Origin of the sequence: Sphingomonas sp. NFR15, from assembly GCF_900103265.1 — a bacterium.
Lineage (GTDB): Bacteria > Pseudomonadota > Alphaproteobacteria > Sphingomonadales > Sphingomonadaceae > Sphingomonas > Sphingomonas pollutisoli.
Window position 1 is genome coordinate 137,718 of the sequence record NZ_FMWX01000001.1, and the last position, 15,779, is coordinate 153,496.

At 68.0% G+C, this 15,779-nt stretch carries 12 protein-coding genes; 10 read left to right on the forward strand and 2 right to left on the reverse strand.

Annotated features, from left to right (window positions below):
- The first annotated feature begins 5 nt into the window (after positions 1–5).
- The 7 genes from cpaB to BLS81_RS00625 all read left to right on the forward strand — a co-directional run bounded on the left by cpaB (position 6) and on the right by BLS81_RS00625 (position 7,175).
- A complete protein-coding gene (gene cpaB, locus BLS81_RS00595; protein WP_093219442.1) occupies positions 6–1,007 on the forward strand; it encodes a Flp pilus assembly protein CpaB in 1,002 nt (333 codons plus the stop codon).
- Between the two features lies 1 nt (position 1,008).
- Complete coding sequence (locus BLS81_RS00600; RefSeq protein ID WP_093219445.1) at positions 1,009–2,589, forward strand: type II and III secretion system protein family protein; 1,581 nt, start codon at positions 1,009–1,011, stop codon at positions 2,587–2,589.
- Between the two features lie 22 nt (positions 2,590–2,611).
- Complete coding sequence (locus tag BLS81_RS00605; protein WP_371128233.1) at positions 2,612–3,235, forward strand: CpaD family pilus assembly protein; 624 nt, start codon at positions 2,612–2,614, stop codon at positions 3,233–3,235.
- On the forward strand, positions 3,232–4,524 hold the full coding sequence (locus BLS81_RS00610; protein ID WP_093219450.1) for a CpaE/TadZ family protein: 1,293 nt from the start codon (positions 3,232–3,234) through the stop codon (positions 4,522–4,524). Before BLS81_RS00605 ends, BLS81_RS00610 begins: the two co-directional genes overlap by 4 nt.
- Positions 4,525–4,546: 22 nt before the next feature.
- Positions 4,547–5,521, forward strand: coding sequence for a type II secretion system F family protein (locus BLS81_RS00615; protein WP_093219452.1), 975 nt, complete (start codon positions 4,547–4,549; stop codon positions 5,519–5,521).
- Between the two features lie 22 nt (positions 5,522–5,543).
- Positions 5,544–6,542, forward strand: a complete 999-nt coding sequence (locus tag BLS81_RS00620) for a type II secretion system F family protein (protein WP_093219455.1) — start codon at positions 5,544–5,546, stop codon at positions 6,540–6,542.
- Positions 6,543–6,614: 72 nt separating this feature from the next.
- A complete protein-coding gene (locus BLS81_RS00625) occupies positions 6,615–7,175 on the forward strand; it encodes a hypothetical protein (protein ID WP_176786967.1) in 561 nt (186 codons plus the stop codon).
- A 6-nt stretch (positions 7,176–7,181) separates the two neighbouring features.
- Here the strand turns inward: BLS81_RS00625 and BLS81_RS00630 are convergent, their stop codons facing one another.
- Together BLS81_RS00630 and BLS81_RS00635 are read right to left on the reverse strand one after the other, a co-directional pair.
- Entirely contained in the window at positions 7,182–8,072 is an 891-nt protein-coding gene (locus BLS81_RS00630) for a TraB/GumN family protein (RefSeq protein ID WP_093219460.1), read from the reverse strand.
- A gap of 130 nt (positions 8,073–8,202) precedes the next feature.
- Positions 8,203–9,258, reverse strand: coding sequence for a TraB/GumN family protein (locus BLS81_RS00635; RefSeq protein ID WP_176786968.1), 1,056 nt, complete (start codon positions 9,256–9,258; stop codon positions 8,203–8,205).
- Between the two features lie 246 nt (positions 9,259–9,504).
- On the opposite strand from BLS81_RS00635, the gene BLS81_RS00640 reads away from it, so the two are divergent.
- The 3 genes from BLS81_RS00640 (at position 9,505) to ppdK (ending at position 15,678) form a co-directional block, all read left to right on the forward strand.
- Positions 9,505–10,359: a glycine--tRNA ligase subunit alpha gene (locus BLS81_RS00640; RefSeq protein WP_093219465.1), complete on the forward strand. Its 855-nt coding sequence runs from the start codon at positions 9,505–9,507 to the stop codon at positions 10,357–10,359.
- A 133-nt stretch (positions 10,360–10,492) separates the two neighbouring features.
- Positions 10,493–12,841, forward strand: a complete 2,349-nt coding sequence (gene glyS, locus BLS81_RS00645; protein ID WP_093219468.1) for a glycine--tRNA ligase subunit beta — start codon at positions 10,493–10,495, stop codon at positions 12,839–12,841.
- 134 nt (positions 12,842–12,975) lie between these two features.
- Positions 12,976–15,678 carry a pyruvate, phosphate dikinase gene (gene ppdK / locus BLS81_RS00650; protein WP_093219470.1) on the forward strand — a complete coding sequence of 901 codons (2,703 nt, stop codon included), beginning with the start codon at positions 12,976–12,978 and terminating at the stop codon, positions 15,676–15,678.
- The last annotated feature ends 101 nt before the right edge of the window (positions 15,679–15,779 follow it).

Consider the following 15,779-nt stretch of genomic DNA (forward strand, 5'->3'; position numbering starts at 1 on the left):
CCGAGATGGACAGTCGCAAAATCCTGTTGCTGGCGAGCGCGCTGGTGGTCGCCGCCGTGACCGCCTTTCTGGCGCGCAGCCTGATCGTGGGCGCGCCGACGCCCCAGGCGGCGGCGATCGCGACCGCCGCGCCGGTGAGCGGCCCCGAAGTGCTGGTGGCGACACGCGCGCTGCCGGTCGGCACGATCCTCGACGCGACCGCGCTGAAGTACCAGCCCTGGCCCAAGGAGCTGGTCGAGAACGCCTATTTCATCCGTCAGGGCAATTTCGACGCCAAATCGCTGCAAGGCACGGTCGTGCGCAACCCGATCACCGCCGGCCAGCCGATCACGCAGGGCGCGCTCGTCAAGCCCGGTGACCGGGGCTTCCTGGCCGCCGCGCTCGGGCCGGGCATGCGCGCGGTGACGGTGCCGGTCTCGCAGCAGAGCAGCGTCGCCGGCTTCGTGTTTCCCGGCGACCGGATCGATCTGGTGCTCACGCAGAACGTGGTGGGCGGCGGCGACGGGCCGCCGCTCAAGGTCGCCGAGACGGTGATGCGCAACCTGCGCGTCCTCGCCACCGACCAGCGCACCGACAATAGCGTCGATGAGACCGGCAAGACCCAGGTCCGCAGCTTCTCGATGGTGACGCTGGAGGCGACGCCCAAGCTCGCCGAGCAGATCGCGGTGGTGCAGACGCTCGGGCAGCTTTCGCTGTCGCTGCGCAGCCTCGCCGATAATCCGTCCGAGCTCGAACAGGCGATCGCCAGCGGCGCGGTGAACGTGCCCGACGGCAATGATCCCAAGGCCGAGAAGGCGATGATCGCCAAGGTCGCCGCGCAGCCGAGCGCGGGCAGCCTTTCGTATGAAACCGGTGCCGACGTGTCGCGCTTCCAGCGCCGCACCGTGCCGGGCAAGCCGGTCGAGGCGACCGCGCCGGGGGGCGCGGTGGCGCTGGCCAAGGGGCCGGTCGTGCGGATCGCGCGTGGCAATACCGTGACCGATGTCGCGGTTGGGGGGAAGAAATAGGATGCGCGCTGTTTCGAAGTCGATCGGCTGGCCGCTGGCTGCCGCGCTGATCGCGGGCGCGGCGAGCGCCGCGCCGCTGAAGCACGCGCCGGCGAGGCGCGCCGTCGCCGCCGTGGTGCCGGCCAGCACGCTTTTGCAGGTGAGCACCGGGCGCGGGCGCCTGATCGACCTGCCCCGCCCGATCACCGACGTGTTCGTGGCGAGCGACGCGATCGCCGATGTGCAGGTCCGCTCGCCGACCCAGCTCTACGTGTTCGGCAAGGGCCAGGGCGAGACGACGGTGTCCGCCACGGCGGCCGGCGGCGCAGTGGTGTATTCGGCGACCGTGCGCGTCGGCAACAATTTCGACACCATCCAGCAGATGCTCGACATGGCGATGCCGGATTCGCACATCATCGCGACGACGATGAACGGTCTGGTGCTGCTGACCGGCACGATCGCGAGCCCCGGCGACGGCGCCGAGGCCGAACGGCTGGTCCAGTCCTTCGTCGGCGACACCACCAAGGTGCTCTCGCGGCTGAAGACCGCGACGCCGCTGCAGGTGAACCTGCAAGTGCGCTTCGCCGAAGTGAGCCGCAGCTTCGTGAAGAACATCGGCGTCAACCTGACCACCTACGACAAGGCCGGCGGTTTCCAGTTCGGCCTCGGCCAGGGACGCCCCGCCGTGCCGCAATATACCCCGTCCGGCGGCCTGTTCACGGGCATGTCCAAGGCGGACAGCGGCAGCAGCGTGCTGACTTCGATCGCGAACGGAACGACGATCGGCGCGGCGGGCAAATTGCTCGGAGTGAACATCCTCTCCTCGCTCGATCTCGGCGAGCAGGACGGCCAGGTGACGACGCTCGCCAACCCCAACCTCACCGCCCTGTCGGGCGAGACCGGCACCTTCCTCGCCGGCGGAGAAATCCCGATCCCGGTCAGCCAGGGGCTCGGCGCGGTCTCGGTCGAGTATAAACAATATGGCGTCAGCCTCGCCTATACGCCGACCGTGCTCGCCGATGGGCGCATCTCGCTCCGCGTCCGCCCCGAAGTGTCGCAATTGACCTCCGAGGGCGCGGTAACGATCAGCGGCGCGACGATCCCGGCGCTGAGCACGCGGCGCGCCGAGACCACGGTCGAACTCGGCTCCGGGCAGAGCTTCATGATCGCCGGGCTGCTTCAGAACGACCACAACAACGCGATCAGCAAGGCCCCCGGCGTGGGCGACATGCCGGTGCTCGGCGCGCTGTTCCGATCGAACGCGTTCAAGCGCAACGAGACCGAACTGGTGATCGTCATCACGCCGTATCTGGTCAAGCCGGTCGACGCCAACCAGATCGTGCTGCCGACCGACGGCTATAAGGCGCCGACCGATCTCGACCAGATCCTGTTCGGCCAGCTCGGCGGCGGGACGAGCGGCGCGCAGCGGCCCAAGCCGCGGCTCGCCGCGCCCGTGACGGCGCCGCCCGCGATCGGTGCCGCGACTACCGCGCCGCCGCTGCCGGGCACGCCCGCCGCGCCACCGCCGCGCGGCACGGCGGTGGCCACGACCGATCCGAAATCGCAGCAGCCCGGCGCGGCGGCGCCCGGCTTCGACAACTGACGCTTCGCGAAGGGCAATGTCCATGCGTAAACATCTGATCCTGATCGCCGCGCTCGCCATCGGCGGCTGTACCGGCACGCCGAATCGCGGTCTCGAATCGGTGCATCAGCCGGTCGTCGCGCGTACCGATTACGTGTTCGATGCCGCCACCAGCGGCGACGCGCTCGCGCCCGGCGAAGCGCAGCGGCTGGCCGGGTGGATGGCGTCAATGCGGCTCGGCTATGGCGATCATGTCGCGGTCGATGATCCGGGCAGCCGTGCGGTCCGCGCGCACGAACAGATCGCGGCGCAGGTCGCGCGCTACGGGCTGCTCGTCACCGATGACGCGCCCACGACCGATGCGCCGGTCACGCCGGGCATGGTCCGCGTCGTGATCAGCCGGATGAAGGCGAGCGTGCCGGGCTGCCCGGACTTCAGCCGCGTCGGTCAGCCCGATTTCGAGAACCACACCGGATCGAACCAGGGCTGCGCGATCAACGCCAATCTCGCAGCGATGGTCGCCAATCCGATGGACCTCGTGCGCGGGCAGAGCGCCGGCAGCCTGACCGACACCGCCTCCGCCACCAAGGCGATCGACAGCTTCCGCAAGACCGTGCCGACCGGCGCGGGCGGACTAGTGGGCGGGCTGAAGGACGTGAAGAAATGAACGCGCCGTTCAATCCCGGCAAGATCGGGTTTCGCGAACCGTTCGTCGCCCATGTCTGCGACGACCAGACCGCCGAGACGATCCGCGCCGTCGCGTCCGACATGGGATGGGCGGAGGAGAAGGTCAGCAAGGGCGGATTGCGCAACGCGGTCCAGTCGCTGTCGGTGCAGGCCAGCCCGCAGATCCTGCTCATCGATCTGTCGGAGAGCGGCGATCCGCTCAACGACATCAACGCGCTCGCCGAGGTGTGCGAACCCGGCACCGTGGTGATCGCGACGGGCCAGGTCAACGACGTGCGGCTCTACCGCGATCTCATCGCCAGCGGCATTCAGGATTATCTGCTGAAGCCGCTCAACCCCGCGATGCTGCGCGAGGCGCTGACGCATGCCCAGGCGATCTTCAACGCGCCCAGGGCGATCGAGGCCCCAAGCGGGCGGCCACACTGCGCGACCGTGTTCATCGGCGCGCGCGGCGGCGTCGGCGCATCCACGCTGGCGACGTCGGTCGCATGGCTCATCAGCGAGCGCGGGCCGCGCAATACCGCGATCCTCGATCTCGACGTGCATTTCGGCACCGGCGCGCTCGCGCTCGATCTCGAACCCGGCCGTGGGCTGACCGACGCGATCGAGAATCCCAGCCGCATCGACGGGCTGTTCATCGAACGCGCGATGGTGAAGGCGAGCGAGACGCTTTCGGTGCTGTCGGCCGAGGCGCCGATCAACGCGCCGGTGCTGACCGATGGCGCCGCCTTCCATCTGTTGCAGGAGGAGATGCGGCTCGCGTTCGAATGCACGGTCGTCGATCTGCCGCGTGCGATGCTGGTGCAGCACCCGCAGCTCGTCGCGGGGGTTCAGGCGGCGGTGATCGTCACCGAACTGACGCTGGCGGCGGCGCGCGACACGATCCGCATCCTCTCCTGGCTCAAGTCTAACGCGCCGGCGACCGAGGCGATCATCGTCGCCAACCACGTTCCGCCGGCGGCGCAGCTCGAGATCAGCCGCAAGGATTTCGAAGGTTCGATCGAGCGCAAGATCGACCATTTCGTGCCGCTCGACCAGAAGCTCGCCGCGCAGGCGGCCAAACTCGGCAAAACGCTGGCCGAGGTCGGCAAGGCGTCGAAGACGACCGCGCCGCTGGCCGAGATCGCGGCTCGCATCCTCGCGATCGGCGAGACCGAAAGCGGCGCACCGCGCGGCAAGGGCAAGGCCGGCGGCGCTTCGCTGTTCGCCAAGATGGGCGCGCTCACGGCGATGATGCCGAAGCGCGGGGATAAGGCGAAACAGGCTTGAGCGTCGGGAGCGATTGAGACCGATGGGGATGATGCCGCTCCTTGCCGTGGGCGCCGGCGCGCTCTGCGTGCTGGTGCTGGTGGCGTTCGCGTTCGCCGGCCCTTCGCCCGAGCGCGCGCGCGCCCGCCGGCTGGCATTGGTGCGCGAGCGGTACGGCGAGACGGCGGCGGCACTCTCGGCCGTGCAGGCGCGCGGGATCGCCGCCGCGCGCGCCAACAAGATGGACGCGGCGGCGATGCGCTATCTGCCGCGCCCGGACGCGCTCAAGAAGCGGCTGGCGATGACGGGAAAGACCTGGACGGTCGGCCAATATGGGATGGCGACGGTCGGGTGCGCGCTATTCGTGGCGTTGGGGCTGATGGTGCTCAATCTGCCCGTCGCGCTTTCGGTGCTGCTCGCCATCGCCGTCGGCGCGGGCATTCCGCACATGACGGTGAGCTTCCACATCAAGCGGCGCGTCGCCCGCTTCACCGCGAAATTCCCCGACGCGATCGAACTGCTCGTGCGCGGCTTGCGTTCGGGCCTGCCGATCACCGAGACGATCGGCGTCGTCGGCCAGGAGATCGACGGGCCGGTCGGCGTCGAGTTCCGCGCGATCACCGACCGGATGCGGATCGGCCGCACGCTCGACGCGGCGTTGCAGGAGACCGCGGACCGGCTGGGCACGCCCGAATTCCAATTCTTCGTCATCAGCATCGCGATCCAGCGCGAGACCGGCGGCAACCTCGCCGAGACGCTCGCCAACCTCGCGACGGTGCTGCGCACGCGCTTCCAGATGAAGCTGAAGATCAAGGCGATGTCGTCCGAGTCGAAGGCGTCCGCCTATATCGTCGGGTCGCTGCCGTTCATCGTGTTCGCGATGATCTGGATGGTCAACGCCAGCTACATGCGGAACTTCTTCGTCGATCCGCGGCTCATCATCGCGGGCGTTGGCGGGCTGGTGTGGATGGGGATCGGCGTGTTCATCATGGCCAAGATGGTCAGTTTCGAAATCTAACCGCGGGTACGAGCGACAGATCATGGCACCAGCAGCCGGCCCCACGATCCTCGGGATCGACGTCTTCGCGGTCGCGACCCTGCTCGCGGCGGTGGCGGCGTGTTCCGTCCTGCTCGCCATCTACGCGGCGATGACGGTGCGCGACCCGATGACGAAGCGGGTCAAGGCGCTCAACGACCGCCGCGAACAGTTGAAGGCCGGCATAGCCCCATCGCCCAAGCGCCGCGCCAGGCTCGTCACCCGCAACGAGACGACCGACCGCATCAAGGCGTTCCTCTCCGCGCTCAAGATGTTGCAGGACAGCCAGGTCAAGGCGGCGCAGGTCAAGCTGCTCCAGGCGGGCATCCGATCCAAGGAATATGCCGTCGCGGTGATCTTCGGGCGGCTGGTGCTGCCGATCGTGTTCGGCGGGCTGAGCCTGTACTTCGTCTACGGCACCGACATGTTCGCGACCTGGTCACCGCTAAAGGCTTACGGCGTGGTCGCTGGGACGTTCATCCTGTCGTACAAGGCGCCCGACCTCTACCTCGACAACAAGGTGACGAAGCGGTCGGACGCGATCCGCAAGGGTCTGCCCGACGCGCTCGATCTGCTGGTGATCTGTGCCGAAGCGGGATTGACCGTCGACGCGGCGTTCGGCCGCGTCGCGCGTGAACTCGGCAAAGGCTATCCCGAACTGGGCGACGAGTTCACGCTGACCGCGATCGAACTGGGCTTCCTGTCGGAGCGGCGGCAGGCCTTCGAGAACCTCGCCGCGCGGGTCAAGCTCGATGCGATCCGGGGCGTGGTGACCACGATGATCCAGACCGAGAAATACGGCACCCCGCTCGCCTCCGCGCTGCGCGTCCTGTCGGCCGAGTTCCGCAACGAACGCATGATGCGGGCGGAGGAAAAGGCCGCGCGCCTTCCCGCGATCATGACGATACCGCTGATCCTGTTCATCCTGCCGACCCTGTTCATCGTCATCCTCGGCCCGGCGGCCTGTTCCATTTCGGACTCGTTTATCCACGGCAACCACTGATCTGTCCCGAAGCGGAGCATATCGTCTGGCTTGCCGCCCGCGCGGGCGCGCGGCAGGAAAGCCGCACCGTGGATGGAGGCCGGTGCTGCGATGCTGTTCGATTCGCCGTTGCAACTCCTCGTGCTGTGCGCGGTGGCGGTCGGTGCGTGGCTGCTCGGGTTCGCGACCAATCCGACCTCGGTCAACCGCGACCGCATGATGCGCCGGCTGACCAGCGAGTTCGCCGCGTTCCGAACGCAATCCCAGGACCGTCTCAACACGTTGGCCCGCCACGCCGCCGCGCTGGAGGCCACGCACGAGACGATGGCCGCGCGGCTGGGCGAAGCCGAGGCGCGGATCGCGGCGTTCAAGATCGCCGGCGCGGCATCGGCGCAGGAACGGCTTCCGAAGCTCGCCGAGAGCGAGGCCACCTCCGATGCCATGCCCGATGCGCTGACGCGGATCGACGGGATCGACGATGCGCTCGCACAACGGCTGCTGGACCTCGGCATCAGCCGGTTCGAGGATATCGAGAAACTGTCCGACGAGGACGAGATGGCGCTGGAACTGCGCCTCGCGCTGCCGGCGGGTTACGTCACCGGCCGGCAGTGGCGCCAGCAGGCCGCGGCGCTGCGAACCGCTGGCGACGCATGATCGCGCTCAGTACCGGATTCGCCGCACGGTGATGTGCTTCTTCGCGAGCAGCGACTGGACGCTGCCCGCGCCGGCGAGATGCCCCGCCCCGACCGCGATGAACACGGTGCCGGGCTGATCCATCCGCCGCGCGATCCAGTCCGCCCAGCGCGCGTTGCGATCATAGAGCAGCACCTGGCGCAGCACCGGCTGTTTGGTGAGATCCTCGTTCATCATCTTGCCGAGCCCGTCGGCATCGCCCTTGCCCCACAGATCGACCATCTTGTCGATCTCCGCCGGGAAGGTGTCGATTTCCTCGATGCCGGAGAGCAGGAACGAGACCTGCGCGTCCTGCGGCAGATCGTGGAAATAGCCGAGTTGCTGCCCGAGCGTTTCCAGCCCGGTGACCGGCTTGCCCGCCGCCTTGGCCGCGGCATCCAGCTGTTTCTCGACGCCGTCGTCGCGCCCGAAGCCGCTCTTCTGCAGTTCGAGCTGGCCGACCGTCGCGCCCGCGAACCACGGCTCGAAACGGTCGAATGCATCCGGCCGGACGCCGAGCTTGGCGAGCCCCGCCCGATATGCCGCGCGCTTGTCGGCAGGGATCTTCTCGGTCAGCGTCGGCCCGGTCGGATCGAGCGCGAGCGGCAGCATCACCTTCTGCGCTTCGTCGGGCGAGGGCATCGGGATTTCGAGGACGAGGCTGTCGCTCGCGTCGAACGCCTTCCGCACCGCATCGTCGAACCAGCCGAGGCCGGGTTTGAGCGCGTGGATCGTGCCGAACAGATAGATGGTGGTATCCGCATCCTTGACCACCCACAGCGCCGGATCGACATCCTTGACCGCACCCGGCGCGGGCTTCGCGCAGGCGGGCGTGGCCGCGATCAGGCTCACCGCCAGCAAGGTCTTCAAGAAACGCATCGTTCACATCCCACAGAGCCGAGCGGCGCCGATTATAGAATCCCGCGTGCCGCACCAGCCCAAAGTCGGCTCGCGCAACGCGCCTGCGTGGAACGGTGGATGCCGGAACCGGGCCGCCGCGTGCGCCGCATCACTGCACCCGCGTCACGCGCACGCCGCGTTTCTCGAGCAGCGCGAGCACCGAATCCGGGCCGATGAAATGCCCCGCCCCGGCCGCGAACAAGGCGGTGCCCGGCACCTTGAGCCGCCGCACCAGCGCGTCCGCCCAGGCGCGGTTGCGATGCGCGAGCAACGCGCCCCCCAGCGCATCGCCGCCCGTCGTGACCGCCAGATCGCGGGTCAGCGCCGACCCCGGGCCGAGATCGCCCTGCGCCCAGGCGTGCGTCGGCGCGCGCCGCTCGGCGCGAGTCGCGGCGGGCGTGTCGAGCGCCTTGTCGAGCGTCTTGCGCTGCTCGGCCTCGGCCACGGCGTTCACCTGCCCCATCACCTTCGCGGCATCCTCGATCGCGATGACGGGTTTGTGGCGGCTGCGGAACTGCGCCTCGATCCAGTCGTCCGCGCCCGGCCCCGGCAGCTCGCCCGCCTGCGTGTCCCGCGCGAAGCCGACCGCGATCGCGGCGATCCAGGTCGGCATGCCGTCGAGCACGGCGGCGGCCTCGGGCGGCAGCGTATCGGTGAACCGGCGCAGCGCGGCGCGATGATCGGGCGAGACGCGCGCGGCGAGCGGCGGCAGTGCTGAGCCGCCGGCATATGTGACGGCGAAATCGGGCACGGCATCCTCGTCGATCGCCTCGACGATCAGCGTGTCGGCCTTCGCCACGATCGCGTCGATCGCCGCGTCGCGCCACGCGAAACCGGGCGGCAGGACATGGACCGTGCCGAACAGATAGATCGTCGTGTCACGGTCACCGATCCGCCAGATCGCCGGATGGGGGCGGTAATTCTGCGAAAGCTGCGAGAGCAGCAGCGTGTCGGCGCCGCGCGCCGCCTCCTCGGGCGATATCGTGTCGCCGTCGAGCGGCGTATCGGTCGGCGCGGTCTGATCGTCGAGCGGCAGCGCGGTATAGCCCACCTTCGGGGCGGGCTCGACCGGCTGCCCGTGCAGCGTGACCGTCTCGCTGGCGGGAACGGATGGATAGGCGATGCGCTGCGCGAGCGCCGGCGCGCCCGCGCACGATAGCGACAACGCGACCGCCAAGGCACAGCGTACCCCCGACCCGCCCGCCCGCGGCAAAGCGAGACCCTTTCGCACCATGACGTCCCCGATGAAGCGCAAAGCCGCCGCGCCGTCAATCGTGCGCGGTACGGACGGTTGACCCTCTTTCGGCCATACGCCAAAGCCGTGGGCCACCAGCCACCCGTGAGGATATCGTTCTTGGCCGCAAGCCACCCCTCCGCCCCCGCCCCCGGCGAGCCGCTGAGCTTTCAGCGCATGATCCTGACGCTCCACGATTACTGGAGCGCGCACGGCTGCCTGATCCTGCAGCCGTATGACATGGAGATGGGCGCCGGCACCTTCCACCCGGCGACCACGCTGCGCGCGCTCGGGCCGAATCCGTGGAACGCCGCGTTCGTCCAGCCCTGCCGCCGCCCCACCGACGGCCGCTATGGCGAGAACCCCAACCGGCTCCAGCATTATTACCAATATCAGGTGATCCTGAAGCCGAGCCCGCCCGATTTGCAGGAGCTGTACCTCGGCAGCCTCGCCGCGATCGGCATCGACTTCACGCGGCATGACATCCGCTTCGTCGAGGACGATTGGGAGAGCCCGACGCTCGGCGCGTGGGGGCTCGGCTGGGAAGTGTGGTGCGATGGGATGGAGGTGACTCAGTTCACCTATTTCCAGCAGATGGGCGGGTTCGACTGCAAGCCGGTCGCGGGCGAGTTGACCTATGGGCTGGAGCGGCTCGCGCTGTACCTCCAGAACAAGGACAGCGTGTACGATCTGGCGTTCAACGACGCGCAGGGCAATCAGCCGCAGATGACCTATGGCGACGTGTTCCTGGAGAACGAACGCCAGATGAGCGCGTGGAACTTCGAGGTTGCCGATACCGAGCGGCTGTTCGACCTGTTCCGCAAGGCCACCGCCGAATGCGAAAGCTGTCTGGAGGCGAAGCTGCCGATCCCCGCCTATGAACAGGCGATCAAGGCCAGCCACGTCTTCAACCTGTTGCAGGCGCGCGGCGTGATCTCGGTGGCGGAGCGGCAGGCGTATATGGGCCGCGTGCGCGATCTGGCGAAGGGCGCGTGCGCGGCGTGGATGGAGAAGAACGGGTGGGCCGCGTGAGCACCGCTGATCCCAACCGCTGTTCCCCCGCGAAGGCGGGGGTCCAGACCCCAATCAACATTCCGCGCGCCAGCGCGATCGGCGCTGCGCGCCGAGGCTGGACCCCCGCCTTCGCGGGGGAACGGAGAGCATCATGACCGACTTCCTCCTCGAACTCCGCTCGGAGGAAATCCCCGCGCGCATGCAGGACAAGGCGCGCGACGATCTCGCGCGACTGTTCGCGGCCGAGCTGGCGAAAGCGGGTCTGCACACCGATGCGATCGTCACCTTCGCGACGCCGCGCCGGCTCGCGCTGATCGCGCGTGACCTGCCCGACGCCACCGCTGCCGTCTCGGAGGAGACCAAGGGGCCGAAGACCAGCGCGCCGCCGCAGGCGCTCGAAGGCTTTCTGCGCAAGACCGGGCTGACGCGCGAGCAGCTTGTCGAGCGCGACGGTGTGTTCTTCGCGGTGGTCGAGCGCGCCGGGCGCGCCACCGCCGACGTGCTCGCCGAGGCGATTCCAGCGGTGATCGGCGCGTTCCCGTGGCCCAAATCGATGCGCTGGGGCGAAGCGTCGCGCACCACCGAATCCCTGCGCTGGGTGCGCCCGCTGCAAGGCATCGTCGCCTTGTTCGGCGAGGACGTGGTGCCATGCGAGATCGCCGGCGTCGTCGCGGGCGCGGCGACGGTCGGGCATCGCTTCCACCATCCGGGCGTCATCACGATCGGCTCGGCGAGCGATTATGTCGAGAAGCTCCACGCCTGCCACGTCGTCGTCGATCAGGACGAACGCCGCGCGCTGATCCGCGAGCGTGCGAGCGCGCTGGCCGAGGCGGCGGGGCTGGCGCTGGTCGAGGACGAAGGGCTGGTCGCCGAGAATGCCGGGCTGACCGAATGGCCGGTGCCGCTGCTCGGGCGCTTCGACGACGCGTTCCTCAGTGTCCCGCCCGAGGTGATCCAGCTCACCGCGCGGGTGAACCAGAAGTATTTCGTCTGCCGCGATCGCGAGGGGAAGCTCGCCAACGCGTTCGTCTGTACCGCCAATATCGACGCGGTCGATGGCGGCGCCAAGATCGTCGAGGGCAACCAGAAAGTGCTCGCCGCGCGGCTTTCGGACGCCAAGTTCTTCTACGAGACCGACCTCAAGGTGCCACTTGAGGAGCAGGCGGCGAAGCTCGACCGGATCGTGTTCCACGAGAAGCTCGGCACGGTCGCCGACAAGGTGGACCGGGTCGCCAAGCTGGCGCGGTGGCTGGTGGAAGAAGGGATCGTCGGGGGTTCAAGTCCCTCCTCCGCTACCACCACCGTCGTCACCCCAGCGCAAGCTGGGGTCTCCCGCGATGGCGCGGGGCAAGAGCCGCACGAGACCCCAGCTTTCGCTGGGGCGACGAAGGAGGCACTGGCCGATCTCGCCGAGCGCGCGGCGCGGCTGGCGAAGGCCGATCTCGTCACCGGCATGGTCGGCGAGTTCCCCGAGTTGCAGGGGCTGATGGGTGGCTATTACGCCGCCGCGCAGGGCGAAGACCCGCGCGTCGCGGCGGCGATCCGCGATCATTACAAGCCGGTCGGCCAGGGCGACGACGTGCCGACCGATCCGGTGACGGTGGCGGTGTCGCTGGCGGATAAGCTGGATACTTTGATCCAATTTTTCAGAGTTGGAGATAAACCAACGGGTTCAAAAGATCCCTTCGCACTACGTCGCGCCGCTCTGGGGGTGCTTCAGACGATTATTGCTAATAGACTTCATCTCCGCCTTATGCCGCTCTTCCTCTGGTTTAGTCGTAAAGAGGAAACAGGACGATACGACCAGCCGTCACTCCTAGAGGGGCCGATTGAAGAAGCTTTTGTGACAAGAGACCTGGGCAACTTAGAAACTCTCTCTCCAAGAATCTTGTCGGGAAATGGTCTTGCTTTGATCGACTTCTTCGCCGACCGCCTCAAAGTCCAACAACGCGAAGCCGGCGTCCGCCACGATCTCATCGACGCGGTGTTCGCGCTCGGGGGCGAGGACGATCTCGTCCGGCTGCTCGCGCGGGTGCGGGCGTTGCAGGCGTTCGTCGGCACCGAGGATGGCGCGAACCTGCTTGCCGGGTACAAGCGCGCGGCGAATATTCTGAAGAAGGAGGGCGTTCCCCAAAGCGTCACCCCAGCGCAAGCTGGGGTCTCCGGCGATGGTGCAGGACAGGAGCCGCGAGAGGCCCCAGCTTCCGCTGGGGCGACGGCTGGCGTGGATGCGACGTCTGTGGCCACCGAACCCGCCGAAGCCGCGCTCGGCGCCGCGCTCGATGCGGCCGAGCCGGCGGCGGCCGATGCGGTCGCGCGGGAGGATTTCGAGGCGGCGATGGCGGCACTGGCGACGCTGCGCGCGCCGATCGACGCGTTTTTCGAAGCGGTGATGGTCAACGATCCCGATCCCGCCAAACGCGCGGCGCGTCTCGATCTGCTCGCGCGGGTTCGCAAGGCGGTCCACACCGTCGCCGACTTTTCCAAGATCGAAGGCTGATCTTCACGGGACTTCGCATAACTCTGACAATTGACTGATATCGCTACCATGATTGCGCGGTCAATTTAGCGCCTTCGACTTGAATTCTTGCGTGCTGCGATGCACAACGCGGGAAACACGTTTTGGAGGAAGACATGGCGACGATTCTGGCTGACGCGGACACTTCAACCGGTCAGCGCTATGTCTATCGGTTCGGCGGCGGCGTGTCGGACGGCGGCAAGGGTGACCGCAACCTGCTCGGCGGCAAGGGCGCGAACCTCGCCGAGATGGCGTCGATCGGCCTGCCCGTGCCGCCGGGCTTCACGATCAGCACCGAAATGTGCACGCGCTATTATGACGAGGGCGGCCGCTTCCCGCAGTCGCTGCGCGACGAGGTCGCCGCTGGCATCGCGCATATCGAGGGCGTGACCGGCAAGAGCTTCGGCGACGCCGCCGATCCGCTGCTCGTCTCGGTGCGCTCGGGCGCGCGTGCCTCGATGCCGGGCATGATGGACACCGTGCTCAATCTCGGGCTCAATGACCAAACCGTCGAGGGGCTCGCCGCCACCTCGGGCGACGCGCGCTTCGCCTGGGACAGCTATCGCCGCTTCATCCAGATGTATTCGGACGTGGTGCTCGAACTCGATCACGGCGCGTTCGAGGAAGCGCTGGAAATCGCCAAGGAAGACAATGGCTATTTCCTCGACACCGATCTGACCGCCGACGATCTGCGCAAGCTCGTCACCGAATATAAGGCGCTGGTCGAACAGCAATGGGGCAAGCCCTTCCCGCAGGACGTGCATGACCAGCTCTGGGGCGCGGTCGGCGCGGTGTTCGGATCGTGGCAGTCGGAGCGCGCCAAGGTCTATCGCCGCCTCAACGACATTCCCGCCGCCTGGGGCACCGCCGTCAACATCCAGGCGATGGTGTTCGGCAACATGGGCGAGACCTCGGCGACCGGTGTCGCCTTCACGCGCGACCCCGCCAAGGGCGACCGCGCCTATTACGGCGAGTTCCTCATCAACGCGCAGGGCGAGGATGTCGTCGCCGGCATTCGCACCCCCCAATATCTGACCAAGGCGGCGCGCGAAGCCGCCGGCGCCAAGCCCGCCTCTATGGAAGAGGCGATGCCCGAGACCTTCGCCGAACTGGCCAAGGTGTTCGACCTGCTCGAAACGCATTACCGCGACATGCAGGATATCGAGTTCACCGTGCAGCAGGGCAAGCTGTGGATGCTCCAGACCCGCTCGGGCAAGCGTACCGCCAAGGCCGCGCTCAAGATCGCGGTCGAGATGGCCGAAGAGGGGCTCATCACGCGCGAGGAAGCGATCGCGCGCGTCGAGCCGCAGGCGCTCGACCAGTTGCTCCACCCGACGCTCGACCCCAAGGCGGCGCGCGACGTGCTGACCAAGGGGCTGCCCGCATCGCCGGGCGCCGCCTCGGGCGCGGCGGTGTTCGACAGCGACACCGCCGAGAAGCGTGCGGCGGCGGGTGACCCGGTGATCCTGATCCGCGTTGAAACCTCGCCCGAGGACATTCACGGCATGCATGCGGCCAAGGGCATCCTCACCGCGCGCGGCGGCATGACCAGCCACGCGGCGGTGGTCGCGCGCGGCATGGGCCGGCCGTGCGTCTCCGGCGCGGGGTCGATCTCGATCGATGCGAAGGCGCGGGTGATGCGCGTCGGCGCGCGCGAGATCGCCGAGGGCGAGATCGTCACGATCGACGGCACCACCGGCGAGGTGATGGCGGGAGCAGTGCCGACGGTGCAACCCGAACTGTCGGGTGATTTCGGCACGCTGATGGGCTGGGCCGACGCGGTGCGCCGCCTCAAGGTGCGCGCGAACGCGGAAACGCCGCTCGACGCCAGGACCGCGCGCGAGTTCGGCGCGGAGGGCATCGGCCTGTGTCGGACCGAGCATATGTTCTTCGACGCCGCGCGCATCACCAGCGTGCGCCAGATGATCCTGGCGGAGAACGAGGCCGGCCGCCGCTCGGCGCTCGACAAATTGCTGCCCGAACAGCGCAGCGATTTCGTGCAATTGTTCGAGGTGATGGCCGGGCTGCCGGTGACGATCCGCCTGCTCGATCCCCCGCTGCACGAATTCCTGCCGCACGAGGAAGCCGAATTCGCCGAGGTGGCGACCGCCGCCGGAATCGACATCGACACGCTCAAGCGCCGCGCCGCCGAACTGCACGAGTTCAACCCGATGCTCGGCCATCGCGGCTGCCGGCTTGGCGTGACCTACCCTGAAATCTACGAGATGCAGGCGCGCGCGATCTTCGAGGCGGCGATCGAAGTGGCGGAGAAGTCGGGCGCGGCACCGATCCCCGAAGTGATGATCCCGCTCGTCGGTACGCGCCGCGAGCTGGAGCTGATGAAGGTGGTGGTCGACCAGGCCGCGCAAGCGGTGTTCGCCGAGAAGGGCCGCACGATCGAGTATCTGGTCGGCACCATGATCGAACTGCCGCGCGCCGCGCTGATGGCGGGCGAGATCGCGGAGGTCGGCGAGTTCTTCTCGTTCGGCACCAACGATCTGACCCAGACCACGCTCGGCGTGTCGCGTGACGATGCCGCGCGCTTCCTTGGCGTCTATGTCGAAAAAGGCATTTACGCCAAAGACCCGTTCGTCAGCCTCGACGTCGAGGGTGTCGGCCAGTTGATCGAACTGGCCGCCGAACGGGGCCGCAAGACCCGCGCCGGCATCAAGCTCGGCATCTGCGGCGAGCATGGCGGCGATCCGGCCTCGATCGCGTTCTGCGAGAAGACCGGGCTCGATTACGTCAGCGCCTCGCCCTACCGGGTGCCGATCGCGCGGCTGGCGGCGGCGCAGGCCGCGCTCGCCGCCAAGGGGTGATGCGCGACGCGTGAGGAGCTGATCTAGCGCCGTTCATGCTGAGCGAAATCGAAGCATGGCGAGCGGCCCGCTTCGGGCACGCCTTTCGACTTCGCTCAGTG